The following is a 22,442-nucleotide window of genomic DNA, read 5'->3' on the forward strand; positions in this document are numbered from 1 at the left end:
TCACCTAATCACGAGTGTTCGACCACTGCGCAGCACCATCGATCGAAATGCCGCCACCTGACGCGGCGAATCGGCCTGCGGATCCCACACCATGCCGATCCGTCTACGGGCCGCGGGTTGGGTGAGCCCGATGTCGACGGTTCCTCCTTCACCGCTGTGCGAGCGGATTCGCGGCAGTATGGCGATGCCGAGACCGGCCCCGACGAGGCCGCGCACCGTGTGGGTGTCCTGCCCCTCGAATGCGATGCGCGGGCTGAAACCGGCGTCCGCCCACAGCTCGTCGCAGATCGACCGCATGCCGAAACCGTGGCCCATCGCGATGTAGTTCTCGTCGGCGGTGTCGGCGAGATCGACCGATCTGCGTGAGGCGAGGCGGTGATCGGCCGGAACCACCAGCATCAGCCTCTCGTCGTAGAGCTGGAACGAATTGTTCTCGGTGTGCTCGGCGCTGAGGGAGACGAATGCCAGGTCCGAGACCCCGTCTTCGAGACGGTCGAGGCAGCGTGCGCGCGCACCCTGGTCCAGATCGAACGTGACGGCCGGGTGGTCGACGCGGAACTGCCGGATCAGCGCCGGTACGACGTCCTCGCCCAGGGTGTTCTGAAACGCCACTGCGATGCGGCCGCGGGCCCTGGCGTCGTGCTCGGTCATGGCGTCGATACCGGCGTCGATGTCACTCAGCGCGCGCTGAAGATAGGGAATCAACACTCGGCCGGTGCTGGTGAGCACGATGCCGCGGCCGCGTCGTTCCACGATGTCGACGCCGAGGATCGCCGAAGCACGGGCTACCTGACGGCTGACGGTGGGTTGTGGGACGCCCAGGACGTGGGCGGCGTCGGTGATGTGCTCGGTATCGGCCACCGCGACGAGTGTCGGCAGTAGCGGCAGCAGTTCGATCGTTTCGCGACGCATCGTCGAATCATATCGCTGATGAATCGGTTTGCTGCCTCTCATGCATTGGACGAATAACGTGAGCACTTCTAACGTGATCTTCATGACTACGACGCAACCCGAGGTCCTCGAATGGGAGGGACACCCCAGGGGATCGCGCGAATACCGCCGTCTCGTGCTGGCGCTGCTGTTCGCCGGAGTAGCGACGTTCGCTCAGCTGTATTCGGTGCAGGGGATCCTGCCGCTCATCGCCGCCAATCTCGACATCACGCCGTCGCTGTCCTCGCTCGCCGTCGGACTTGCGACCGTGGGCGTTGCGGTGTCGGTCATTCCCTGGTCGGTGGCGGCCGACCGCATCGGTCGAGTCCGGGCCATGACTGCGTCGATCCTCACCGCCACGACGTTGGGACTGCTGGTTCCGCTCTCGCCCTCGCTCGAAGTGCTGCTGGTCGTTCGATTCTTCGAAGGTGCTGCACTGGGCGGTCTCCCGGCCATCGCGATCGCGTATCTCAGCGAAGAGGTGCACCGAAACCACACCGCGCTGGCGGCGGCGACGTACGTTTCGGGGACGACGCTGGGTGGGCTGCTCGGCCGCATAGTCGCGGGGCCCGTTGCGGAATACACCAACTGGCGTATCGGCACGTTGACGGTCTCGGTGATCGCGGCACTGGCCGCGGCCCTGTTCGTGTGGCTGGCCCCTCGGCCACGAACGGCATTGGTGCACAGCCAGATTCGTGACCTACCCGGTCGGTTGTGGGTCAACCTGCGCGAACCGGGGATGGCGGCACTCTACGGCCAGGGATTCCTGCTGATGGGCGGCTTCGTCGCGATCTACAACTACCTCGGATTCCGTTTGGAGGCCGTGCCTTTCGGACTCCCACAGTCCCTGATCAGCTTGATCTTCGTGGCCTACCTCAGCGGTACCGTGTCCTCGCGGGTAGCGGGCAATCTCGCGACGAAGCACGGGAGATCGGTGGTGCTCGCCGGATCGACCGCAACGATGATCGCCGGAGCGGCCCTGACGATGGCGTCGAACCTCGTCGTCATTCTGACCGGCCTGGTGATCCTGACCATGGGATTCTTTGCGGCCCACGCCATTGCGTCGGGATGGACCGGACAACGCGCCGTGCACGGTCGCGCGCAGGCGACCTCGCTGTACAACCTCTTCTACTACGGCGGATCGTCCGTGGTCGGATGGATCGGCGGTGTCGTGTTCCAGTCCCTGGGCTGGAACGCGTTGGCGCTGTTCGTTATCGCGCTGGCACTCATCGCAGGCGTGTGGGCTGCATGCTTGAACGGTCGACTGGGGCGACCTGTTTCAGAAGGTTGATGCGCTTCCGGCAGCGATGGCAAAGATGATGATCGCTCCCACGATGACGACGAAGAGTGCGATCGACACGTAGCCGACGATGAGACCCGCTGTCGCGAACCCCGACCCACTCTCGCCGGTGCGCTTGATCTGACCACGCGAGATGTGGCCGCACACCACAGCGCAGATCGATGCGATCAGCGGCAGAAACGTCAGACCCAGAATCGCCAACACGAGCGACACGATCGCCAACGTGTTCGTGGGCGCGGGGACCTGATACCCGCCGGCATACGGCGCATTCCCGTACTGCGGGTTTTGGTACTGCGGGTTTTGGTACTGGGGGTTTTGGTAAGGGGGGTTCTGGTACTGCGGGTCTTGGTATGTGGGGTTCTGGGGCTGGGCGTTCGGATCTCGATACGGAGGATATTGCTCCGAACCCCCATACGACTCGTCCTTCCTGGACGCGTCGAACGAGTCGCTGCCTTCACCCTGCGGATAGCCCATGGCGGGAGTGTGGCACCTCGAGACAGCCGTCGCAACAGTTCTCTCGCGACGCTACGTACCGAGTTTGCCCCAGCCCACGTACGCGTCGACAGTGACGTAACCGGTCACGCGCGGCTGATCCCGAACCGGATACGGATTGCCGGTGTAATGCGTCGAGATGCGATCGATATCCACCAGATCGGGATCGTCCTGCAACTCGATCGAGCCGTGCACCGTCACGTGCGTGTACCAACTGGCCTCGTCCAACACCGAGATCGAGACCTTCGGATTCGCCCTGATGTGCTCGAGACGCTTCCGAGACGCATCGAAATTGAGCACGACCTTCCCGTCTTCCCACAAATACCACGTGGGTGCGGTGATCGGCGTCCCATCGGCACGAACCACCGCCATGACCGCAGGATTGGCCTTCTTCAACAATTCAACAGCGGCATCGGGCAACGGAGGCTTGGGCATACGGACAACTCTACGACTCAACCCCCGCTGCGGTCCTGCTTCCGCCCACACCGCCCCCGAAGTCCACTCGATGTGACATTGACTGCCGAAAAGGCCACTGAATGTCACATCGAGTGCACTGGGGGCTGCGGCTGCACTCGGGAATTGGTGCAGCGCGGGTGGATGTGCGACTACAGGTTGGGGAGTTTGACTACCTGTCCGGCGTAGGAGAGTCCGGCACCGAAGGCGAGTAGCAGTGCGGTATCTCCTGCTTTTGCTTTGCCGGTGCGCAGGAGTTCTTCCATGGCCAGGGGAATCGAGGCTGCCGAGGTGTTGCCGGTTTCGGCGATGTCGTTGGCGACCGGGGTGCCGTCGGCGAGGTTCAGGCTTTTGGCCAGCAGTTCGGTGATGCGGCTGTTGGCCTGGTGGGGGATGAAGGCGTGCAGTTCGTCGGTTTTGATGCCGGCGACGTCGAGTACTCGCTGCGCGGCCTTGCCCATTTCGAATGCGGCCCAGCGGAAGACGGAGATTCCGTTCATCCGGATCCAGGGGCGCTCGAGGCCCTCTTCGGTGATGTAGTCGTACCAGTCGGTTGTCTGGACGATGGCGTCGGATTGCGAGCCGTCGGAGCCCCAGACGGCGGGCCCGATCTCGGTTTCGTCGCTCTGTCCGACGACCACGGCACCGGCGCCGTCGGCGAAGATGAAGCGGGTGGTGCGGTCGTACGGGTCGGTGGTGACGCTGAGCTGTTCAGCACCGATGACGAGCACGTACTTGGAGGTTCCGGCCTTGACCAGGTCCGATGCGACGGCGAGGGAGTAGCAGAAGCCTGCGCAGCCGGCGCAGATGTCGAATGCGGCCGGCCCCTTGGTGCCGAGTCCGTGCGCTACTTTCGCCGCTGCTTGGGGTGTCAGTTCGAGATGCGTCGAGGTGGCGACGATGACGGTGTCGACCTGGTCGGCCGTGATTCCGCTGGCCTCGAGAGCCTTGCGGCCTGCCGCGATGGACATCTCGACGACGTTTTCCTTGGGTTCGGCGAAGCGCCGGTTCTTGATTCCCGAACGCGTCTGGATCCACTCGTCGCTCGAGTCGATGAATTCGCAGATCTCGTCGTTGGTCACGACTCGCTCGGGGCGGTGAACGCCGAGTCCGAGTAGTTTCGACTGTCGTCCCTGCGTCGTGCTGATCGCACCCATCTTCAATTTCCTCTCGTGCTACCGCGCCATCGCCGAGCTTCGGCTCGGGTCTTGGGCTGCGGGCTCGGTGACACACGTTACGTGCGTCGCCGCGAGGGGTTCACACCAGTTCGGTGATGAGGGCCGCGACCTCGGCGGGCTTGTCGATCATGGCGTGGTGGTGGGCGGGCATGACGACGGTGAAGTCGGCACGCAGATACGCGGCGAGCTTGCGTTGAGTTCTGATCCATCTCTTGCCCCACGGGGAGGGTCGTCCGGTGTGTGCGGCCGCAACGATGACGGGCACGACGACTCGGAACTGCTTGCGAATGCGGTTCAGCTCGACGGCGAGATCCGGGTAGACGATGTCTTCGGTCAGCGCGGCGGCGAGGTAGGTGGGTCGGCGATAGATGTCGTCGACCCAGTCGAGTGTCTCCTGCGGCGTGCCGTCGGGCGGCGTCGCCTGATTGAGGACGCGGCGCACGCGCGGTCCGAACAGCTTCTGCACGCCGGTTTTGCTGAGCACGGTTGCGATCAGGTGTGCGGTCTGGATGCGCACGGTCGGCGGGATGAAGCGGCGGGGGTCGGATTCTGCGCTGGAATCGAGCAACAGAATCCCGCGGATGCGCGACGGGTACAGCCGGGCGACGGCTTCTGCGTAGAAGCCGGCAATCGAATGACCTGCGACGACGGCCGGCTCGGTGACTCCGAGCGCGTCGAGGACGCCGATGATCCTGTCTGCCTCTCCGTGGACGGTGGGCGTGGCACCGACGGGCAGGGGGTCGCTGAGTCCGAAGCCGGGGCGGTCGAGAACGACCACGTGATGGTGGGCGCTCAAGATGTCGACGGTGTCGTTCCAGTCGAACCAATTGCTGCCGAGGCCTCCGCAGAGGACCACCGTGGGGCCGGTTCCGCGTACGAGCAGATGCAGACGTTGTCCGTCCACCTCGACGTATCGACCGGGCGGATGTTTCACGGGAAACAACGCACTGCGTTCGGCTCGATCCCCGTTGTCCATTTTTGGTTCCCCACGATGCTCAGCCGACCTGCCGTCTGTTTCACCGTCCAGTTTCCATCATTTTCCCGGTTTTTCACACTCGGCCACGCGTATGGGGTCGTAGCGGAGGTCATTGACGCGGCTTGGCCAGCGGGAATGCCAACGTTTCGCGGATGCTGCCTCCGGTGATGAGCATGACGACCCGGTCGACGCCCATGCCCAGACCACCGGTCGGCGGCATTCCGTGCTCTAGTGCCTGCAGGAAGTCCTCGTCCAAGCTCATGGCCTCCTCGTCGCCGCCGGCCGCCAGCAGCGACTGTTCGGTCAGGCGCTGCCGTTGATCGACCGGATCGGTCAGTTCGCTGTACGCGGTCCCCAACTCGACACCCCACGCCACGAGATCCCACTTCTCCGCCACTCCAGGGATACTTCGATGCGGCCTCGTCAACGGCGACATCGACGTCGGGAAGTCCTTGTAGAAGGTGGGGAATTCGGTGTAGTCCTCGACGAGATGCTCGTACATTCCCTGTGCGACGGCTCCTGCATCCCAGGTCTTCTCGTACGGAATGTCGTTCTCGTCGCACAGACGCTGCAGTTCGTCGAGGGGAGTCGACGGTTCGACGGCAACGCCCAACTTCTCGGCGACGGCACCGTGCAGCGTCTTGACGGGCCACTCACCGGAGATGTCGATCTCGATCATCTCCCCGTTCGGACCGTCCGGGCGCAGGATGATCTCGCGTCCGTGCGCCGCGACGGCAGCCCGCTGAATCAGCTCGCGGCACAGCACCATTGCGCGTTCGTAGTCGCTGTGGGCCTCGTACGCTTCGAGGATCGTGAACTCGGGATTGTGTTTGAAGTCCGCTCCTTCGTTGCGGAACACCCGCCCTATCTCGAACACCTTCTCCATGCCTCCGACGCACAGGCGCTTGAGATACAGCTCCGGGGCGATGCGCAGGTAGAGATCGAGGTTGTAGGCATTGATGTGGGTGACGAACGGCGCAGCGTTCGCGCCACCGTGCACCTGCTGCAGAATCGGGGTCTCGACTTCCATGTACCCGCGCTCTCCGAGCGAATCACGCAGGGATTTCACCACATTCGAGCGCGCGATCAGCAGAGCACGAGCATCCCGATTGATCGCCAGGTCCACATACCGTTGCCGCACCCGCGCTTCCGGGTCGGTGAGACCGCGATATTTGTCCGGCAGCGGATGCAGGCACTTGGCGTTCATTCGCCAGTCGGTCGCGAGCAGCGAGAGCTCGCCACGCCTGCTGTACCCGATGGCGCCGCTGACCTCGATGAGGTCACCCAGGTCGAAGTCGGCATCGAATTCTTCGATTCTGTCGCCGACGCGTTCGCGGTCGAACAGCACCTGGATGTCGGCCGACCAGTCTCGGATGACGGCGAAGGACACGCTGCCGTAGTCACGGATACGCAGAATGCGTCCGGCGATTCGCACCGTTGTACCCTGCGGCGACGCCACTGCCGCCTCGACCGTGTGGGTCGGGGGATAGGCGACGGGATAGCCCTCGGTGCCCTCGCGTTCGAGGCGATCGAGCTTCGACATGCGCACGCGCACCTGGTCGGGACGCTTACGCCCCGGTGTCGGCTCGTCCGCGACGCTGTCCGGGCCACTGCCGTCGGGATGAATGTCGTCGGCGTCGGCCAGAGCGGCGGGGACCGCAACGTGGGAACCGGTGTGCTTCGACGCACGTCGGAAGGTCGGCAGGGTCAGGAAGCCTTCGGCGATGGCCGACGCGACGCCGACCTTGGGCAACACTCGATTGTCGGCGAAGCACAGGTAGCGCGGCTCCCATTCCGGAAGGTACTTCACGTTCGAGCGATACAGCGCCTCGAGCTGCCACCACCGGGAGAAGAACACCAGCACGCTGCGCCAGATGCGCAGCACCGGTCCGGCACCGATCCGGCTGCCCTCCTCGAACGCCGCGCGGAACACCGCGAAGTTCAGCGAGATCTTGCCGACACCGAAATGATCTGCGCTGGTGGCGAGCTCGGTCACCATCAACTCGATCACCCCGTTGGGCGATGCCGGATCCCGCCGCATCAGATCCAGCGACGCACCGGTACGTCCCCACGGCACCAGCGAGAGAACGCCGATCACCTTCTCACCCTGAACCGCCTGCACCAGAAGACAATCGCCGTCGAGAGGGTCACCCAGCCGGCCCAACGCCATAGAAAAACCGCGCTCGGTCTCGGTATCGCGCCACGCATCCGCGCAGGCAATGATCTCCGACATCTCCTCCGACGAAATATCCCGATGACGACGCACGGTGACCACGACACCCGCTTTGCGAGCCCGGTTGACCGCCTGACGCACGGGGCGCATCTCGCGTCCATTGAGGTTGAAATCTTTGGTTTTGAGGATTGCTTCGTCGCCGAGTTCGAGGACGCTCAGGCCGGCCCGCTTGTATGCGGTGGCCCCGATCTCGCTGGCCCCCATGACAGCTGGGGTCCAGCCGTACTTCTCGGCCAGGTCCAGCCATTCCGAGATGGCATGCGGCCAGGCCTCGGGATTGCCGATCGGGTCACCACTGGCCAGACACACCCCGACCTCGACGCGATACGTCACTGCAGCCTTGCCGCTGGTGGCGAAGATGACGCCCTTGTCGCGGCGGGTGGCGAAGTAGCCGAGGGAATCGTCGGAGCCCCACTTGTCGAGCAGACCTCGCAGGGCGGACTCGTCGCGACCGGTGAGCGCATTGCTCGACCGCTGCGACCTGAACAACGTGACGATCGCCCCCAGCAACGCCAACGCTCCGAACAACCCCAACGCCGTGTTCACGATTCCGTTCGGCCTGCCGTCGAACTGCTCGTTGTCCACCGTCGCCAACGCCGTCACACGATTGAACGCCCACAGGAACGTCTGACTCTCCGGCAACGACCCGGGGAACAACGCAACCAGCGCCCAGCCGATGAGCGTCCCGACGGCCGCTCCGAGGACGAGCACCCCGAGCGCCTTCCACAACGCACCGCGACGCACCCGCGTGTAGAACTCCTTGCGCGCAGCGATCAACACCCCCGTCACGACGACATGGACAGCCAGCGCAACCCACGAGTTGACGTTCCCGTCCTGGATGCCCTCGACGACATTGATGATCGCCAACAACACCAGATAGACCGTCAGCAACCACCACGCAATGCGCTTACGACTCGCCAACGCTGCAGCCAACAACCCGACGACCAGCGCCCACGACAAACTCGTATCGGGCGCATCGAAGTAGTAGTTGTCCACGTACTCGCGAGGAACATGAACCAGATAACGAAGAGTGGGCGACAGACTCCACAGAAACAACAACACCGCGAACACGCCGAGCACCAGCCCGGCGATATGCGGCACCTCACTCAACCGACCGCGCGCGGGTGGCACGAACGACCGCGGAACCATGGACCCGGACCGCTCCGAGGAAATCGCTGTCGCCGTCATATCTCACTCCCGAAGTCAGAATGCACTTGTGCAACGTAGACGGTATCCCCGCCAACGCGAGTCAGGTGTCCATTGCCCGCACCCCCGCTCACTCAATGTGACCTTCAGTGGCCTTTTCGCCAGTCAATGGCACATCGAGTGGACCCCGGGTCGAGTGCGGGCAGCGGCTTGCCGAGTGCATTCGATCTCGGTGGGGCACTCCTGGGCGGAGGTTGTCCACAGGGCACCAGTTATCCACAGGGCAATGTGTTCCCCATCGTCGGGTCGGATTCGGGGTGCCTGGATTGTGCATCATCAAGGGCATGAAGCGGGGTGGAGCACGAATCGATGCGAAGGTGATTGCGGCTGCGTCCGATCGCGGTTTCATGAGGACAGCGCATCTCCTCGAGCTCGGGGTGGCGTCGAAGACAATTGTTCGACGCACCCAGCCGGACGGCAGCTGGTCACGGGCACTACCTGGGTTGGTGTTCTTGAAGAATCGCTCGCTGACGCCGATGGAGCGCGCCACCGCGGTGGCAATCTACTGCGGCAAAGATGCTGTCATCAGCGGTCGGGCAGGGTTGGCGTTGCATGGATTGGGCACGTCGGGCTCGTTGGAAGAGACTTTCGCCCTGATTCCCGAGCCGCAACATCGGAAGTCCGTGAGCTTCGCTGTGGTGGAGCGAACGTGGCGAATGCCGACGGCGGAGTTGAAGTCGGGACTCCGCGTTGCGCCGATCGTTCGGTGCTTGTGCGATGCGGTTCGGCGAATGAAGAATGCCGAGCAGTGCATGGCGCTGATTGCCAACGTCGTGCAGCGAGGCGCGGCCACCGTGGATGAGATCATGAAGGAGCTCGACGCCGGTAGTACACGAGGAACGGCGATGCCACGACGGGTGTTGCGGGAGTTGGCAGCCGGCGCGCATTCCGTTGCCGAAGCCCAGGCCCAGAAGCTGTACGCGCGCAGTGGACTTCCGCCGATGCAGCACAACGTGGTCGTCCACGACGAGCGGGGAAAGTTTCTGTTGATCGCCGATAATTGGCTCGACGACGTGGCATTGGATTGGGAGATCGATTCGCTGGAGCACCACCTCTCGCCTGCGGCACACAAGGCGACGGTGGCGCGTCGTGAACGAGCGCAGAATGCCGGCCTCATCGTGGTGACACATCTGCCGAGTGATATTCGGGATGATCCGGAACGCGTATTGGCCGACCTTCGGGCGCGCTACGAGCAGGCCAAGGCTCGACCGCGACCGAACGTCACGGTCCGACCGCGAGCGGATCAGGCTTATCGCCGGTCGGGCTGATACACCCAGACCATGTGCTCGCCGGTCTCGGACGCAGCGGTGATCGGTTGATCCTCGATCCTGTCCAGAACGAAGCCAAGCCGTCTGGGTATGGCCTGACTTCTGAGATTCGCTGCATCACAATGAATTTCAACTCGGATGATTCCGTCCAGCCTCAAAGCCTCCCGCATGAGCGCCGCGACGGCCTCGCTGATCACCCCACGTCCCTCGGCCCGGGAGTCGAGCCAGTAACCCAATTCGATTCCGTGCGGGCCGATTCGGCGATGCATCCCGATCTTGCCCAAAAATGCGCCGCCTTCGAGGTCGAAGATTCCGTAGTCGAACATCTTCCCGGCATCCCACTGCTCGACGGCGTCGGCGATACGAGCGAGTTGCGCCGACGTTCGTGCAGCTTCTTCCGTCGCCCACCCCATCCAGGGCGAAAGGTGAACGAGATTGCGGCCGATCACGTCGCCAACAGCACCGGCATCGTCGGACTCCTCGCGACGAATGACGAGGCGATCGGTCACAATCCGTTCGGAAGGCGCGTCGTGCATGGTCAGCAGTGTGTCAACAATGCATCCAACTGGCCATCGAATTTCATTGCACTGTCACCCGCCCGCAGTCCACTCGATGTGCCATTGACGGGCGAAAAGGCCACCGAATGTCACATTGAGTGGTCAAAGGGGGCAGGGGCAGGGGCGGGGTCAGGAAGCCGACCAGGATCGCCAGGACAGTTTGTCGATGATGATGACTGGACCCTCGGGTCTGTTGTTTTTGTATTGACTGTATTTCGCGACCAGGGCGTCGGTGGCCGATGTGCTTTCGGCGCTGGAGGTTTCGGCGATGTGGGCGCTTCCGTCGGCGCGGATCCACCAGAGTTGGGACCAGTCGTCGGTGTAGTGGTCGACGATGAGGCTGACGGCGGGGTCGGCGCGGATGTTGTCGAGGCGCTGGAGTTTTCGGGTTGTTTTGGGTTTCCAGTCGATGGCGGTGTAGATGCGGTCGCCGGTGGGGGCGACGGCGAAGACGATCGGTACCAGGTGTGGTGTGCCGTCGGGGTTGATGGTGGAGAGTTGGGCTCGGGGTGCGTCGGTGAAGCGTTGGACTTCGTTGTCGATCTTCACGTTCGGTTCCTCGGGTTATGCGGATTCGCTGTGGGTGCTGTGTCGGGTGATGAATTGTTCGAGTGCCGCAACGGGCATGGGGCGTCCGAGTAGGTGTCCTTGGCCGAAGGTTACGCCCATGTCGGTGCAGACCTGGAGTTGTTCCGGTGTCTCGATTCCCTCGATGACGGTGTCTTTGCCGAGGGTGGTGGTGACGTCGACGAGGGCTGTGCAGAGTGTGGTCATGGCGCGGCGTCGGTGCAGGTTGTCGCTGTCGAGGTGTTGGGTCAGCGATTTGTCGATCTTGAGGGTGTCGACGGGGAGGGTGGCGAGTCGTTCGAGGGAGGAGAAGCCGGAGCCGAAGTCGTCGATGGCGATGAGGACGCCGTGGCGTTGGACGTCGCGCAGTTGGTAGTGGACGGCGTCGAGGTCGTGCAGTGTCTGTGATTCGGAGAGTTCGAGGGCGAGCCGGCCGGGTTGGATGCCGTAGGTGTCGACGATGTCGATGACGTCGGTGGCGAGGCTTCCGGTGGCGAAGTGGGCTGGGCTGATGTTGACGCCCACTTGGAGGTGGATGTTGCGGGTCTGCCAGTCGGCGATGGTGTGCGCGACCTCGGCGAGAATCCACATGCTCAGTGGGACGATGAGGTCGGCGTCCTCGGCGAGGGGGATGAAGGTGTCGGGCATCAGTAGGCCGAGTTCGGGGTGGTTCCATCGGATGAGTGCTTCGGCCCCGACGACCGTTCCTGTCGTGAGCTCGACGATGGGTTGGTAGACCATCGTCAGTTCGCGCTCGACCATGGCGATGCCGCGCAGTCGTTCGATGAGTTCGAGTCGGGTGCGGTTGGTGTGGTGCAGCTCGTCGGTGAAGACGTGGTGTTCGTTGCGTCCGACGGCTTTGGCGGCATGCATTGCTGCGGCGGCGTTGTGAACCAGTTGGGTGGCGCTGATGTCGGTGTCGGTGCTGGAGGCGACTCCGACGCTGGCTGTGAGGGTGAGTTGGCGGTCGCCGAGCTCGAAGGCGGGCTCGAAGATGCTCGCGAAACCGGCGGCCAGGGCGCGCGCGGCTATGGAGTGGGAGCCTCGGGCGATGACGACGAATTCGTCGCCGGTGAGTCGGCCGATGGTGTCGCCGGGGCGGGTGGAGGCAAGGAGGCGATCGGCGATCATGCACAGCAGGTCGTCGCCCTGTGCGGGGCCGAGGGCGTCGTTGAATTCTCGGAATCCGTCGATGTCGACCAGCAGGACACTGAACTGGCGACCCGGGGTGCGTCCTTCGAGCTCGGCGGTGATGAGGGCAAGAATCTCGTCGCGGTTAGGGAGTCCGGTCAACGCGTCGCGCTGGGCCGCAGTTCCGGATGCGGTTCCGGACACAGCGGCGACATGACGGGGCGGCGCGTCGTGCTCTCGGCTCATTGTTCCCCCTCATGGCCGGATAGCCACGAGCGATACTAGCCCACGAGTCTGGTTCAGCGCCATAAACAGGGAACATCCCCTTTTATGGAGCTATTAGATCATGCTCTCCTTGGTTTGTCGGCCATTTGCGCGTCCTGTCGACAATCGTCTTTCGATGCTCCAGATCGCATCGTCCACGGTGTCGCTGAGTCCGAGAACCCACCGGGCCGCCGACCGGCCCTGATCGAACAGCGACTGCGCGACGGTGGTCAATCCGGCGTCGGCTGCGGCGGGGGAGTCGTCCCATCCGGTGACGGCCAGTTGCTCCGGAACGTCGATTCCGGATGCGGCCGCGGCGTCGAGCACTCCGAGGGCAAGTTCGTCGCTCATCACGAGCAATGTGTCGATGGCATTGTCCTGCAACAACAGTCGCGCAGCTCGGTCGCCTTCTGCGCGGGCGTTGTCGGTGGTGAACAGTGTCGGAACCGTCGACCAGTCGAGTCCGAATTGCACACAGGCGTCCCGATAGCCTTCGAGACGTGCTCGGGTCACCGGCATCGAAATGTCCGACGCGTCCGCGCCACGCACGATCGTCGATTCGCGTCGGGTATCGGGCCGGAGAGCGACGACGGCAGGGCGAGATCGGCTGTTCAACGCGACGGTGGCAATGGTTTCGGCTGCCGCTCGGTCGTCGATGGTGATCCAGTTCAGGCCGGGATGGTCGGGCCCGCCCTGGATGCACGTCGGCCTGCCGGTGTCGACGAGCACGTCGAGCAGGGGGTCGTCCGTCTCGGTGGTCCACACGACGTACCCGTCGACCTGTGCGTCTCGGATGCGTGCATTGTCGGTGTCGCGGTGCAGGTTCGGCAGCATGACCAGCGCGGTGTCGGCGTCCAGACATGCTTCGGCGATACCGGACAGAAAACGTCGAGCCTGGGGATCCTCGAATGCATAGGTGAGCTTCTCGCCGAGGACGACGCCGATGCTGTTGTGCCTTCCGCTGCGCAGCGACCGGGCCGTGCGGTTGGGACCGGCGTATCCGAGGGTGGCGGCTGCCTCGTACACCCGATCGCGTGTGGCCGCCGATACCCGGCTCGGTCGGTTGTAGGTGTACGAGACGCTCATGGTGGACACGCCCGCGGACGCTGCGACGTCAGCCATGGTCACCCGAGTGTTCACCGGCCCACTGTAGCGCGCTGTACGGATTGTGTGTAACGATACACAGCATGTCGTCGCCGCTACCGAAACTGCTGGTGCTCGCCGCAGCCGCATTCATCTACGTCACTGCGGAAACACTGCCCGTGGGGTTGCTCCCCGAAATCTCCGGCGACCTCGGTGTCGGCGAATCCGCCGTTGGTCTCCTGCTGACGTTCTACGCGTACGGCGTTGCCGTGATGACGATGCCGCTGATCCGGTTCGTACGTGAGTGGCCCCGACGGCGTCTCGTCGTCATCACCGTTGCCGCACTGGCACTCTCGCAACTCCTCTCGGCGGTATCGGTCGGATATCCGATGCTGGTGATCTCCCGAATGCTCTGCGCGGCAACGCATGGCGTCTTCTGGGCTGTCGTCGCGCCGGTCGCGGCATCGCTTGCGCTACCGGGTAAGCAGGGCAAGGCCATCGCGACGGTGTACGCCGGTACCTCGCTGGCGTTGGTTGCCGGCAACCCACTCACCGCTGCCCTCGGCCAATGGTTCGGATGGCGGACGGCCGCAACGATTCTCGGTGTCGTCGCCGCAGCAATCGCGGTGGCGCTCTATTTCGTCCTCCCGGCACTACCGGTCACCCGGGCGGCGTCGGAGACGAAAAAGACACCGCGGGTGCTCGACGGCACCCTGGCCGTTCTGTGCGCAGTGACGTTCCTGGCTGTTCTCGGTCATTTTGCCGCGTACACCTATTTCTCGGTGATCGTCGACCGTGCCATCGGGTCGGCCGGCACCACTCTGACTCTGATGTTGATGTTGTACGGGCTGTTCGGAGTGATCGGAATCTGGGTGATCGGCAGAACCTACGACCGGTGGCCTCGGTACTCGACCATCGCCGCCCTGGGCGCAGTGACCGCTGCGGTTGCAGTTCTCTGGTGCACCGTGATCGGAGCGCCGGGCAGCTTGGCCGTGTTCGCCGTCGGTGCGATCGCCTTGTGGGGACTGGCATTCACCACCCTCCCGGTGTGCATCCAATCGGCGGTGGTCAGAGCGGCGCCGGCTGATGCGGACAAGGCGTCGGCGATCTATGTCGTTGCCTTCCAGTTGGCGATCGCCACGGGAGCCCTGGTGGGCGGCGTGGTGATCGACCTCAGCGGCATCGTGGCCGTCACGGCTGCTGCGACGGTGCTCGTCGCCGCCGCGATGATCGTAGTCGTGTTGGCACGCACCACCTTTCCGCGCAGCTACGCCCAGGAGCCGGTGGGCGCAGCGACACGCTGACCGTCGAGGTCCCCCGCACGATAGGGTCAGCATGCGACGAACGAGGGAATCCGGTGCAATTCCGGAGCTGGCGCGCAACGGTGACGGGTGAGAGCTCGAAGTCCGAATGCTCGGACGTCGTGATTCACCTCCATCCGCGGCTCCGCGACACGAGCCCTCAGCAGGAAGCTCTTCACGATGCGCACCACTCTCGCCGTCCTAGGCGCTGTCTCGATCCTCGTTCTCGCCGGTTGTTCGTCTACTGCGACAACCGACGCGGCCACCCCGACCACCGGAAACTATCCGCTGACGATCGACAATTGCGGCCGCGACGTCGTCGTCGACGCCCCGCCTCAGCGTGCGGTGTCGTTGAATCAGGGTTCGACCGAAATTCTTCTTTCGCTCGGCCTCGCCGACCGGATGGTCGGCACCGCCACCTGGACCGACCCCGTCCGCGCAAACCTCGAATCCGAGAACGCGAAGGTGCCCAGGTTGGCGGACAACAAACCCTCGCTCGAGGTGGTGCTCGACGCCGAGCCCGACTTCGTGTCCGCGTCGTTCGGCGGCACTCTCGGGCCCGGAGGAGTAGCCGACAGGGACCAGTTCGAGCAGCTCGGTGTGCCGAGCTACCTCTCTCCCACCGACTGCAACGGCAAGACCGACGACAGTGTCAACTCCGACGGCGCGCGTACGACGCCGCTCGAGATCGAGACCGTCTACCAGGAGATTCGCGACCTCGCAGCCATCTTCGACGTGCGTGATCGCGGCGAACGCTTTGTCGGCGAGCTGCAGGATCGCTTCGCGAAAGCATCGGGAGCCGTCGACGCCTCGGGTGTGACGTTGGCGTACTGGTTCGCCGACACCGATACCCCGTACATGGCCGGATGCTGTGGGTCGTCGGGAATCATCACCGACTCCGTCGGTGCCCAGAACATCTACGCCGACACCACCGACGAATGGCCACAGGTCAATTGGGAAAGCGTCCTCGATCGCGATCCCACCGCGCTCGTTCTCGCCGACCTGAGCCGGCGGAGCATCGCCGGTGATGCTCTCGACAGCAAGATCGCCTTCCTGGAATCGAATTCCGTCACCAGTCGGCTCACCGCCGTCGAGGACAAGCGGTACATCGTCGTCAACGGTGCCGACCTCAACCCATCGATCCGCACGATCGACGGGGTCGAGAAAGTTGCAGCGGCTCTGCAGAACTGGGGACCGACCACCCCATGAGCCGGACCGATCGCGGATTGCTGATCCCGCTTCTGCTCGGTGGCCTCGTGGTGTTGGTGCTCTCGATCGGCGTGGCCGTGACGGTCGGTCCCGCCAGTGTGTCGGTATCCGATGTGTATCGAGTGATACTGGGGCACATCGGGATCGGCGCGGCCGAAGTGAGCCGTATCGAGGACGGTATCGTCTGGCAGTTGAGGTTGCCACGAACGTTGCTCGCGGCCATCTGCGGCGCAGGTCTCGCGCTGTGCGGTGCCATCATGCAATCGCTGTTGCGCAACCCGTTGGCCGACCCGTTCGTGCTGGGTATTTCGTCGGGCGCATCCACCGGTGCCGTCGTCGTCGCAGTACTCGGCGTAGGCGGCGGCGCGCTGTCGCTGTCCACCGGGGCGTTCGCCGGAGCGCTGTTGTCGTTCGTCCTGGTGATGCTGCTCGCCGCAGGTGCGGGCGGCGGCAACGACCGCGTCGTACTCGCGGGAGTGGCCGGGACACAACTGTTCTCGGCTCTGACGTCGTTCATCGTCATCTCCTCGGCAGATGCCGAACAAACTAGGGGAGTGCTGTTCTGGTTGCTCGGCTCCCTGAGCGGTGCCGACTGGACAGACGTGGCATTGTGCGGCGGTGTGGCACTGTTGGGAATGGTGGTGTGCCTGTTCAACACCTCTGCCCTCGATGCCTTCACTTTCGGGCACGACGCGGCCGCATCGCTCGGCGTTCCGGTGAGATATGTCCGAATTCTGTTGCTGGTCATCACCGCACTGATCACGGCCGCCCTCGTCAGTGCCGCCGGAGCCATCGGATTCGTAGGACTGGTGCTCCCGCATGCCGCCCGCTTCCTCGTCGGCGCGCGCCACCGAAGACTGCTCCCGACGACGGTGGTGATCGGCGCAATCTTCATGGTCTGGGTCGACACGATCGCCCGAACGGTGTTCGCGCCACAGGAAATTCCCGTCGGAGTGGTCACCGCACTCATCGGCGTCCCGGCTTTCGCGCTCATTCTCTTTCGGCTACGGAGGTCCCGATGACACTGCACGCCGAAGACCTTCGGTGGACCCGTGGTGGGCATCCGATTCTCGACGGGATCAGCTTCGCGCCGGAACCCGGCGAGACCATCGGTCTGATCGGCCCCAACGGCTCGGGCAAATCCTCACTGCTGCGCATTCTCGCCGGCATCGTCGCCCCCGACAGCGGCGACGTGCTGCTCGACGGAGACAACCTCCGAACACTGCGTCGACGACGCATCGCCAGACGCGTGGCAATGGTCGACCAACACTCCGACACCGACGTCGACATCAGCGTCCGCGACGTCGTCCGCTTAGGCCGCATCCCACATCACGGCATCCTCGGCGGCGACGCATCCGACGACGACGCCGCCATCGCACGAGCACTCACCGACACCGCCATGGCATCGAAAGCCACCCGACGATGGCACACCCTCTCCGGCGGCGAACGCCAACGAGTCCAGATCGCCCGCGCACTCGCCCAACAACCCACCGAACTACTGCTCGACGAGCCGACCAATCACCTCGACATCCAACACCAACTCGACATCCTCACCCTCGTCGCAGGCCTACCCCTGAGCAGCTACATCGCCCTCCACGACCTCAACCTCGCCGCCATGTTCTGCAACCGCATCATCGTCCTGAACAACGGTGCCATCGTGGCATCGGGAACCCCGAACGAAGTGATCACCGAACACCTGGTGCGCACGGTATACAACGTGCACGCCAGCGTCACGAATGCCGACAATTACCCACAGGTGACCTATCGCCGCCCCGCCCCTTCTTCCCCTGGGGTCCACTCGATGTGACATTGACCCCCGAAAAGGCCACTGGATGTCACATCGAGTACCGGCGGAAGTGATGCACCGAGCCGAATGCCGGGCAAATTTAGAGTTGCCGCAGTTTCTTCTCGAATGCGTCGAGGCGTGTGGTGTCCTCGAAGAAGTCTTCTTGCGAGATGATTTTTCCCCAGCTCGTGCGGACCAGCAGCACTGTGCGGTTGTTGTAGATCTGGGTGCCGTCGGCTGCGTGGGCCTGGTCGTCGAAGCGGGCGAGCAGGGTCATACGCCAGGGTGCGCCGCCGCTGTAGATTTCGGTGATCTGGCCTTTGATTCCGGCAGCGACGAAGTCCTGGAAGAATTTTTCGATGGCCGGGCGGCCGCGGTGTGTGCCCGACCAGCGGCTGTCACCATCGGCGAACTTGAGCACTGCGTCTCGATGAAAGGACGACAGGAGCGGGCGGTAGTTGCCGTTGTTCAGTGCTTCGATGTCTCGCTGCAGCTTGAGTGTCAGCGCTCGCATCAGCAGGAGCTTGAATGCGAAGGCCGTCGAGATGCCGGCCAGAAATCTCAGTTGCATGCCCATACGTTTGCCTACCGTTCACCGGCGTGTCAATCGAGATGGCGGTACGTTCGTTCGATGATTCACCACGTGCAAGTCGCTTGTCCGGCGGGCGGCGAAGACCGCGAGCGGGAGTTCTACTCTGGTGCTCTCGGCTGGCAAGAGATCGCGAAGCCGCCGCTGTTGGCGGTCCGCGGCGGCTGTTGGTTTTGCGTGCCGGGAGTGGGCGGCCCAGATGGCGAGGTACATGTCGGCATCGAGAACGACTTTCGCCCGGCGCTGAAGGCGCACCCGGCATTCGTCGTCGATGTCGATGCGACTGCTGCGGCGTTGACATCTGCCGGCTACCCAGTGAATTGGGCCGACCCTGAGGAGATCCCGGGCCGACGACGGTTCCATACCAGCGACGGCGTGGGCAATCGGATCGAATTCGTAGCAGCACTGTAATTCACAGACCTACCGTGATGGCACCGGTCAGTATTGCGAAGCCGATATACATCAGCGACGCGGCCAGCACCCACAGGAATGCGAAGCGTTGGAAGTCGCCCAACGAGGCACGCACCAGGCCGAGCAGCACCCACAACGGTGCCGATGCGGGTCCGATCGAGTGGGCCATCTGGCCGATCACCGCAGCGCGAGCCATTTCCTCGGGTGGGATGGAATATTGCGCAGCCGATTCCGCGAGTACCGGCACGATCCCGAAGAAGTAGGCGTCGTTTGCCATGAAGAAGCTCAGCGGGATTCCGATCAGCGCGGCTGCGGCAGGGATCATGCCTTCGGAACCGTCCGGAATCAGTGAGATCAGCGCGTCGGCCATGGCGGTGGTCATACCGGTCTCGGTGAGGATGCCGGTGAATACGCCGGCACCGAGGACCAGTATGACGACGGGGACGGCGTTGGCAGCATGCGATCGGATCACGTCGCCCTGATCGGAGGGCTTGGGGTGGTTGACGATCAGCACGATGATGAAACCGAGCATGAAGAGCACCAGTAGGTCTGCCACTCCCAACACCAGCAGCACCAGCAGGGTGACCGTGAGTGCTGCATTCACCCAGGTTCGCCAGGTTGCCTTCGTCAGGAGTGTTCCATCCGAGCCCTCCTTGTGCGCGCCGGAGGACACGTGCGCGGTGACTTCGGCGATGCGTTCCGGGGAAATCTTCTTGCGTGCGCTGCGGCCCAACAGATATGCAAGCCCGACGATAGCCGCTGACATCAGCAGCATTGCCGGCAACATGTGCACGAAGTAGTCGGTGGCGTCGATCTGCAATACGCTGATCGCCCGGGTCGCAGCCCCACCCCACGGGGTGGTGCCGGATATGGTCCCGAGAGCCATCGTCGCGATCGTGGCGATCACCAGCGGATTGATTCCGAGTTTTCGATAGATCGGGAGAAACGCAGAGCAAATGATCATGTACGACGTCGTGCCGTCACCGTCGAGTGCGACGAGAAGTGCGAGAACTGCTGTGCCGACTCAGATTTTGACGGGATCTCCACCGGACAATCGGATGATTCCGCGTGAAATGGGGTCGAACAGTTTGGCATCCATCATGATTCCGAAGTACAGAACCGCAAACAGTAGAAGAATTGCGGTGGGAGCGACGGTTTCGATGCCCTCCGCCACCATGTCCGGAAGTGCTGCCCCCTGTCCACTGATCAACAGGACCACGATGGGGATGGTGACGACGGCAACCAGGGCGATCGCCCATTTCTTGATGACCACCAGCATGAAGGATGCAAGAGAGACGAATCCGAGAAGTGCCAACATGATTCAGCGCTCCGATTCGATGTGCTCGATCACCGCTTGCGTGAAACGCTGGGTGGTTGCGGACCCGTGCAAGTCCGCCGTGCGGGTCTCGGGACTGCCAACGGCGCTGTCGACGGCTCGATGAATGGATTGGCCTGCTGCGGTCAATCGTGCGTCGCCGCGGCGTTGTCCTATCCAGTTCAGAAGCATTGCGGCGGAGCCGATCAACGACGCCGGATTGGCAATGCCCTGGCCCGCAATGTCCGGAGCCGAGCCGTGTTGGGCTTGCGCGACGGCATGCGTGTCACCGACATTGAGTGATGCCGCCAGCCCCAAGCTGCCCGAGAGTTCGGTTGCCTCGTCGGACAGGATGTCCCCGAACATATTGGTGGTGGCGATGACGTCGAAGGACTCCGGTCGACGAATGAGCAGCGCGGCGACTGCATCGACCAGGAGCTCTTCGTAGTCGACGTCGGGGAAGTGCTGTCGGACGGCCCTGGCCGCCTCTAGGAACAGTCCGTCGCTCAGCCTGAGGACGTTGGCCTTGTGCACCACAGTGACTTTCGATCGACGAGTCCGTGCCAGCTCGAACGCTCGACGCACGATGCGTTCGGAACCGTGACGAGTCACCTTTCGTATGGCAAGCGCCAGGTCCGCGGTGGGCATGAACTCACCGCCACCAGCAAACATGGTGCGGTCGGCGTAGAAACCTTCGGTATTCTCCCGGGCGATCACCAGGTCGAAGCTCTTGCCGAGCGGATTCGGCAGGGCCGGGACGGTCCTGGCGGGACGAATGTTGGCGTAGAGATCCAACTTTCGCCTCAAAATTCCCGATGGGTTGACGCCACCCTCCGAAGTCGGTGGGTAGTCCAGGTGCGAGACAGGGCCGAGGATGACGCCGTCGGCTGCACGTGAGAGGTCGACGATGGCGTCGGGCATCGTTGTCCCCGATGCGTGAAGCGCGTCGAAACCGATGGTTCCGTCGGTGAAGCAGGCGGTGATCCCGTGTTGTCCGAGAGCTCTTTCGACAACCGAGGCCGTCGCCGCGCTGATTTCGGGACCGATGCCGTCGCCGGCGAGAACCACCAGTTCGACGGTGTTGTCAGGGTCGTGGGCTGGGTGTCCGGTAGTCACGATGTCTCCAGGTGTTCACGTCCGCACCGTTGCGGACTAGGCCACCGTTGTGACCTGTGGCATACCTTGCCGCTTGATCAGCGTGAAGACCAGAGATCATTTCTTACATAAGAATTAAGTAGAATTCACAGCTAAGAAGAGCGTGACGAGCACGGCTCGCATGGCATCCGATGCAGGGGACGGCGTCCGATGTCCGAGGCGGCACAGCAGGATTCGTCGCCGGGACAACTCGTTCAAGGCAATGGACTCGACGCCTTCGCGGAGGTATCGAGTGGTCATGGACGGTGCCACGGTGAGTCCCAGCCCTGCAGCAACCATTGCCTGAGATTCCATGTAGTCGTTGGACTCGACCAGTACCTTCGGCTCGAAACCAGCTTTGAGGCAGGCTGATCGGAACATCGTGGTGATGGAATGCTGCGATGCGCGGACGATCCACTGTTCGTCTTCGAGTGATTCGAGGAGGAGCGGACCTCTGCGCGACCAACCCGCTGGAACCAGAAGGACGGTGGCGTCGTCGGCGATGACTTCGGTCTCGACATCGTCGACCACCATCGGCAATTCCGGGTAGTCCCATGCCAGGGACAGGTCGACTTCACGGCCCAGCAGCATGGCGTGCAGGTCGCGCAGCCTCGACGACCGTATTCGCAGGTCGATACCCGGGTGCGCCGAGCGGAATGCGGCCATGACGTCCGGTAGGAGGGACGCAGCGAAGGAAGGGAAGACGCCGAGGGTGATGTTGCCACTGCGCGCATCGAGCAGATCGTCGAGATCGGCGCGCAGGGCCGACAATTGCGTGTCGATGGCCGCAGCTCGCCCGGCCACGAGACGACCGGCTTCGGTGAGTCGCACTCCACGCGCATGTCGCTCGAGGACGGGCGTGCCGACGACGGCCTCGAGTCGTTTGACCTGCTGGGACACCGCCGATGGGGTGTACGTGAGCCGTTCGGCCGCGGCCGTCATGGACCCGCAACGGTCGATCTCCACCAGTAGCTTGAGCAGTGACAGCTCCACATCCATCCGTCGAGACTAGGCCGGGTCTGCGACGATGGAGAGCGTGACGACAGCACCTGTTCGAGT

Annotated in this window: 21 protein-coding genes, 1 pseudogene and 1 riboswitch; of the genes and pseudogenes, 7 read left to right on the forward strand and 15 right to left on the reverse strand. The window is 63.5% G+C overall.

Annotated elements, in window-relative coordinates:
- Window positions 1-912, reverse strand: a complete 912-nt coding sequence (locus tag CH291_RS10005; protein WP_256980793.1) for a LysR family transcriptional regulator — start codon at window positions 910-912, stop codon at window positions 1-3.
- A gap of 82 nt (window positions 913-994) precedes the next feature.
- Here CH291_RS10005 and CH291_RS10010 point away from each other — a divergent pair, with 82 nt between their 5' ends.
- Window positions 995-2,221 (forward strand): MFS transporter, encoded by a 1,227-nt coding sequence (locus CH291_RS10010; protein WP_094669427.1) that lies wholly within the window; start codon window positions 995-997, stop codon window positions 2,219-2,221.
- On the opposite strand, the gene CH291_RS26760 is transcribed toward CH291_RS10010, so the two are convergent.
- From CH291_RS26760 to lysX, 5 genes are all read right to left on the reverse strand, one after another.
- Window positions 2,210-2,443, reverse strand: coding sequence for a DUF4190 domain-containing protein (locus CH291_RS26760; RefSeq protein ID WP_179272053.1), 234 nt, complete (start codon window positions 2,441-2,443; stop codon window positions 2,210-2,212). The genes CH291_RS10010 and CH291_RS26760 overlap by 12 nt on opposite strands.
- 312 nt (window positions 2,444-2,755) lie before the next feature.
- On the reverse strand, window positions 2,756-3,157 hold the full coding sequence (locus CH291_RS10020) for a PPOX class F420-dependent oxidoreductase (protein ID WP_094638429.1): 402 nt from the start codon (window positions 3,155-3,157) through the stop codon (window positions 2,756-2,758).
- Window positions 3,158-3,327: 170 nt separating this feature from the next.
- Window positions 3,328-4,332: a beta-ketoacyl-ACP synthase III gene (locus CH291_RS10025; protein ID WP_068045498.1), complete on the reverse strand. Its 1,005-nt coding sequence runs from the start codon at window positions 4,330-4,332 to the stop codon at window positions 3,328-3,330.
- 100 nt (window positions 4,333-4,432) lie between these two features.
- Window positions 4,433-5,329 (reverse strand): alpha/beta fold hydrolase, encoded by an 897-nt coding sequence (locus CH291_RS10030; RefSeq protein WP_179276499.1) that lies wholly within the window; start codon window positions 5,327-5,329, stop codon window positions 4,433-4,435.
- A 109-nt stretch (window positions 5,330-5,438) separates the two neighbouring features.
- Complete coding sequence (lysX, locus tag CH291_RS10035; RefSeq protein WP_256980804.1) at window positions 5,439-8,711, reverse strand: bifunctional lysylphosphatidylglycerol synthetase/lysine--tRNA ligase LysX; 3,273 nt, start codon at window positions 8,709-8,711, stop codon at window positions 5,439-5,441.
- A gap of 341 nt (window positions 8,712-9,052) precedes the next feature.
- On the opposite strand from lysX, the gene CH291_RS10040 reads away from it, so the two are divergent.
- Window positions 9,053-10,036, forward strand: a complete 984-nt coding sequence (locus tag CH291_RS10040) for a hypothetical protein (protein ID WP_094687451.1) — start codon at window positions 9,053-9,055, stop codon at window positions 10,034-10,036.
- On the opposite strand, the gene CH291_RS10045 is transcribed toward CH291_RS10040, so the two are convergent.
- The 4 genes from CH291_RS10045 to CH291_RS10060 form a co-directional block, all read right to left on the reverse strand.
- Window positions 10,018-10,572, reverse strand: a complete 555-nt coding sequence (locus CH291_RS10045) for a GNAT family N-acetyltransferase (RefSeq protein ID WP_094687361.1) — start codon at window positions 10,570-10,572, stop codon at window positions 10,018-10,020. The two genes, CH291_RS10040 and CH291_RS10045, sit on opposite strands and share 19 nt — an antisense overlap.
- Before the next feature lie 150 nt (window positions 10,573-10,722).
- Window positions 10,723-11,142: a TIGR03668 family PPOX class F420-dependent oxidoreductase gene (locus CH291_RS10050; RefSeq protein WP_068045490.1), complete on the reverse strand. Its 420-nt coding sequence runs from the start codon at window positions 11,140-11,142 to the stop codon at window positions 10,723-10,725.
- A gap of 15 nt (window positions 11,143-11,157) precedes the next feature.
- Window positions 11,158-12,537: a putative bifunctional diguanylate cyclase/phosphodiesterase gene (locus CH291_RS10055; RefSeq protein WP_094638431.1), complete on the reverse strand. Its 1,380-nt coding sequence runs from the start codon at window positions 12,535-12,537 to the stop codon at window positions 11,158-11,160.
- A gap of 93 nt (window positions 12,538-12,630) precedes the next feature.
- A complete protein-coding gene (locus CH291_RS10060) occupies window positions 12,631-13,695 on the reverse strand; it encodes a LacI family DNA-binding transcriptional regulator (RefSeq protein WP_256980794.1) in 1,065 nt (354 codons plus the stop codon).
- A 47-nt stretch (window positions 13,696-13,742) separates the two neighbouring features.
- Between CH291_RS10060 and CH291_RS10065 the strand changes: the two genes are divergently transcribed.
- From CH291_RS10065 to CH291_RS10080, 4 genes are all read left to right on the forward strand, one after another.
- Window positions 13,743-14,942 carry an MFS transporter gene (locus CH291_RS10065; RefSeq protein ID WP_094687362.1) on the forward strand — a complete coding sequence of 400 codons (1,200 nt, stop codon included), beginning with the start codon at window positions 13,743-13,745 and terminating at the stop codon, window positions 14,940-14,942.
- 43 nt (window positions 14,943-14,985) lie between these two features.
- Window positions 14,986-15,100, forward strand: a riboswitch (cobalamin riboswitch).
- A gap of 19 nt (window positions 15,101-15,119) precedes the next feature.
- Window positions 15,120-16,148 carry an ABC transporter substrate-binding protein gene (locus tag CH291_RS10070; RefSeq protein WP_094687363.1) on the forward strand — a complete coding sequence of 343 codons (1,029 nt, stop codon included), beginning with the start codon at window positions 15,120-15,122 and terminating at the stop codon, window positions 16,146-16,148.
- Window positions 16,145-17,170, forward strand: coding sequence for a FecCD family ABC transporter permease (locus CH291_RS10075; protein WP_094687364.1), 1,026 nt, complete (start codon window positions 16,145-16,147; stop codon window positions 17,168-17,170). Before CH291_RS10070 ends, CH291_RS10075 begins: the two co-directional genes overlap by 4 nt.
- The gene (locus CH291_RS10080; protein WP_094687365.1) at window positions 17,167-17,955 is read left to right on the forward strand and encodes an ABC transporter ATP-binding protein; all 789 of its coding nucleotides are present in this window, start codon (window positions 17,167-17,169) and stop codon (window positions 17,953-17,955) included. The genes CH291_RS10075 and CH291_RS10080 overlap by 4 nt, the downstream gene beginning before the upstream one ends.
- A gap of 79 nt (window positions 17,956-18,034) precedes the next feature.
- On the opposite strand, the gene CH291_RS10085 is transcribed toward CH291_RS10080, so the two are convergent.
- A complete protein-coding gene (locus CH291_RS10085) occupies window positions 18,035-18,505 on the reverse strand; it encodes a nuclear transport factor 2 family protein (RefSeq protein ID WP_143536544.1) in 471 nt (156 codons plus the stop codon).
- A 60-nt stretch (window positions 18,506-18,565) separates the two neighbouring features.
- Between CH291_RS10085 and CH291_RS10090 the strand changes: the two genes are divergently transcribed.
- A complete protein-coding gene (locus CH291_RS10090) occupies window positions 18,566-18,934 on the forward strand; it encodes a glyoxalase (RefSeq protein ID WP_094687366.1) in 369 nt (122 codons plus the stop codon).
- 1 nt (window position 18,935) lies between these two features.
- Here the strand turns inward: CH291_RS10090 and CH291_RS10095 are convergent.
- From CH291_RS10095 to CH291_RS10105, 4 genes and pseudogenes are all read right to left on the reverse strand, one after another.
- A pseudogene (locus CH291_RS10095) lies at window positions 18,936-19,946 on the reverse strand (citrate:proton symporter); the annotation flags it as partial.
- A 12-nt stretch (window positions 19,947-19,958) separates the two neighbouring features.
- Entirely contained in the window at window positions 19,959-20,252 is a 294-nt protein-coding gene (locus tag CH291_RS27395) for an SLC13 family permease (RefSeq protein ID WP_218829021.1), read from the reverse strand.
- 3 nt (window positions 20,253-20,255) lie between these two features.
- Window positions 20,256-21,365 carry an isocitrate/isopropylmalate dehydrogenase family protein gene (locus CH291_RS10100; RefSeq protein ID WP_068045460.1) on the reverse strand — a complete coding sequence of 370 codons (1,110 nt, stop codon included), beginning with the start codon at window positions 21,363-21,365 and terminating at the stop codon, window positions 20,256-20,258.
- A 114-nt stretch (window positions 21,366-21,479) separates the two neighbouring features.
- Complete coding sequence (locus CH291_RS10105) at window positions 21,480-22,382, reverse strand: LysR family transcriptional regulator (protein ID WP_094669436.1); 903 nt, start codon at window positions 22,380-22,382, stop codon at window positions 21,480-21,482.
- Window positions 22,383-22,442 lie beyond the last annotated feature (60 nt).

It is taken from the genome of Rhodococcus sp. 14-1411-2a (genome assembly GCF_002259485.1).
In the GTDB taxonomy this organism is placed as follows: domain Bacteria; phylum Actinomycetota; class Actinomycetes; order Mycobacteriales; family Mycobacteriaceae; genus Rhodococcoides.

Coding starts and splice junctions, on each gene's coding strand:
- CH291_RS10030 (WP_179276499.1), bottom strand. CDS start 5,329: ATGGACAACGGGGATCGAGCCGAACGCAGTGCGTTGTTTCCCGTGAAA.
- CH291_RS10075 (WP_094687364.1), top strand. CDS start 16,145: ATGAGCCGGACCGATCGCGGATTGCTGATCCCGCTTCTGCTCGGTGGC.
- CH291_RS10105 (WP_094669436.1), bottom strand. CDS start 22,382: ATGGATGTGGAGCTGTCACTGCTCAAGCTACTGGTGGAGATCGACCGT.
- CH291_RS10085 (WP_143536544.1), bottom strand. CDS start 18,505: ATGCAACTGAGATTTCTGGCCGGCATCTCGACGGCCTTCGCATTCAAG.
- CH291_RS10010 (WP_094669427.1), top strand. CDS start 995: ATGACTACGACGCAACCCGAGGTCCTCGAATGGGAGGGACACCCCAGG.
- CH291_RS10040 (WP_094687451.1), top strand. CDS start 9,053: ATGAAGCGGGGTGGAGCACGAATCGATGCGAAGGTGATTGCGGCTGCG.
- CH291_RS10020 (WP_094638429.1), bottom strand. CDS start 3,157: ATGCCCAAGCCTCCGTTGCCCGATGCCGCTGTTGAATTGTTGAAGAAG.
- CH291_RS10080 (WP_094687365.1), top strand. CDS start 17,167: ATGACACTGCACGCCGAAGACCTTCGGTGGACCCGTGGTGGGCATCCG.
- lysX (WP_256980804.1), bottom strand. CDS start 8,711: ATGGTTCCGCGGTCGTTCGTGCCACCCGCGCGCGGTCGGTTGAGTGAG.
- CH291_RS10055 (WP_094638431.1), bottom strand. CDS start 12,537: ATGAGCCGAGAGCACGACGCGCCGCCCCGTCATGTCGCCGCTGTGTCC.
- CH291_RS10025 (WP_068045498.1), bottom strand. CDS start 4,332: ATGGGTGCGATCAGCACGACGCAGGGACGACAGTCGAAACTACTCGGA.
- CH291_RS10070 (WP_094687363.1), top strand. CDS start 15,120: ATGCGCACCACTCTCGCCGTCCTAGGCGCTGTCTCGATCCTCGTTCTC.
- CH291_RS27395 (WP_218829021.1), bottom strand. CDS start 20,252: ATGTTGGCACTTCTCGGATTCGTCTCTCTTGCATCCTTCATGCTGGTG.
- CH291_RS10090 (WP_094687366.1), top strand. CDS start 18,566: ATGATTCACCACGTGCAAGTCGCTTGTCCGGCGGGCGGCGAAGACCGC.
- CH291_RS10045 (WP_094687361.1), bottom strand. CDS start 10,572: ATGCACGACGCGCCTTCCGAACGGATTGTGACCGATCGCCTCGTCATT.
- CH291_RS10065 (WP_094687362.1), top strand. CDS start 13,743: ATGTCGTCGCCGCTACCGAAACTGCTGGTGCTCGCCGCAGCCGCATTC.
- CH291_RS10005 (WP_256980793.1), bottom strand. CDS start 912: ATGCGTCGCGAAACGATCGAACTGCTGCCGCTACTGCCGACACTCGTC.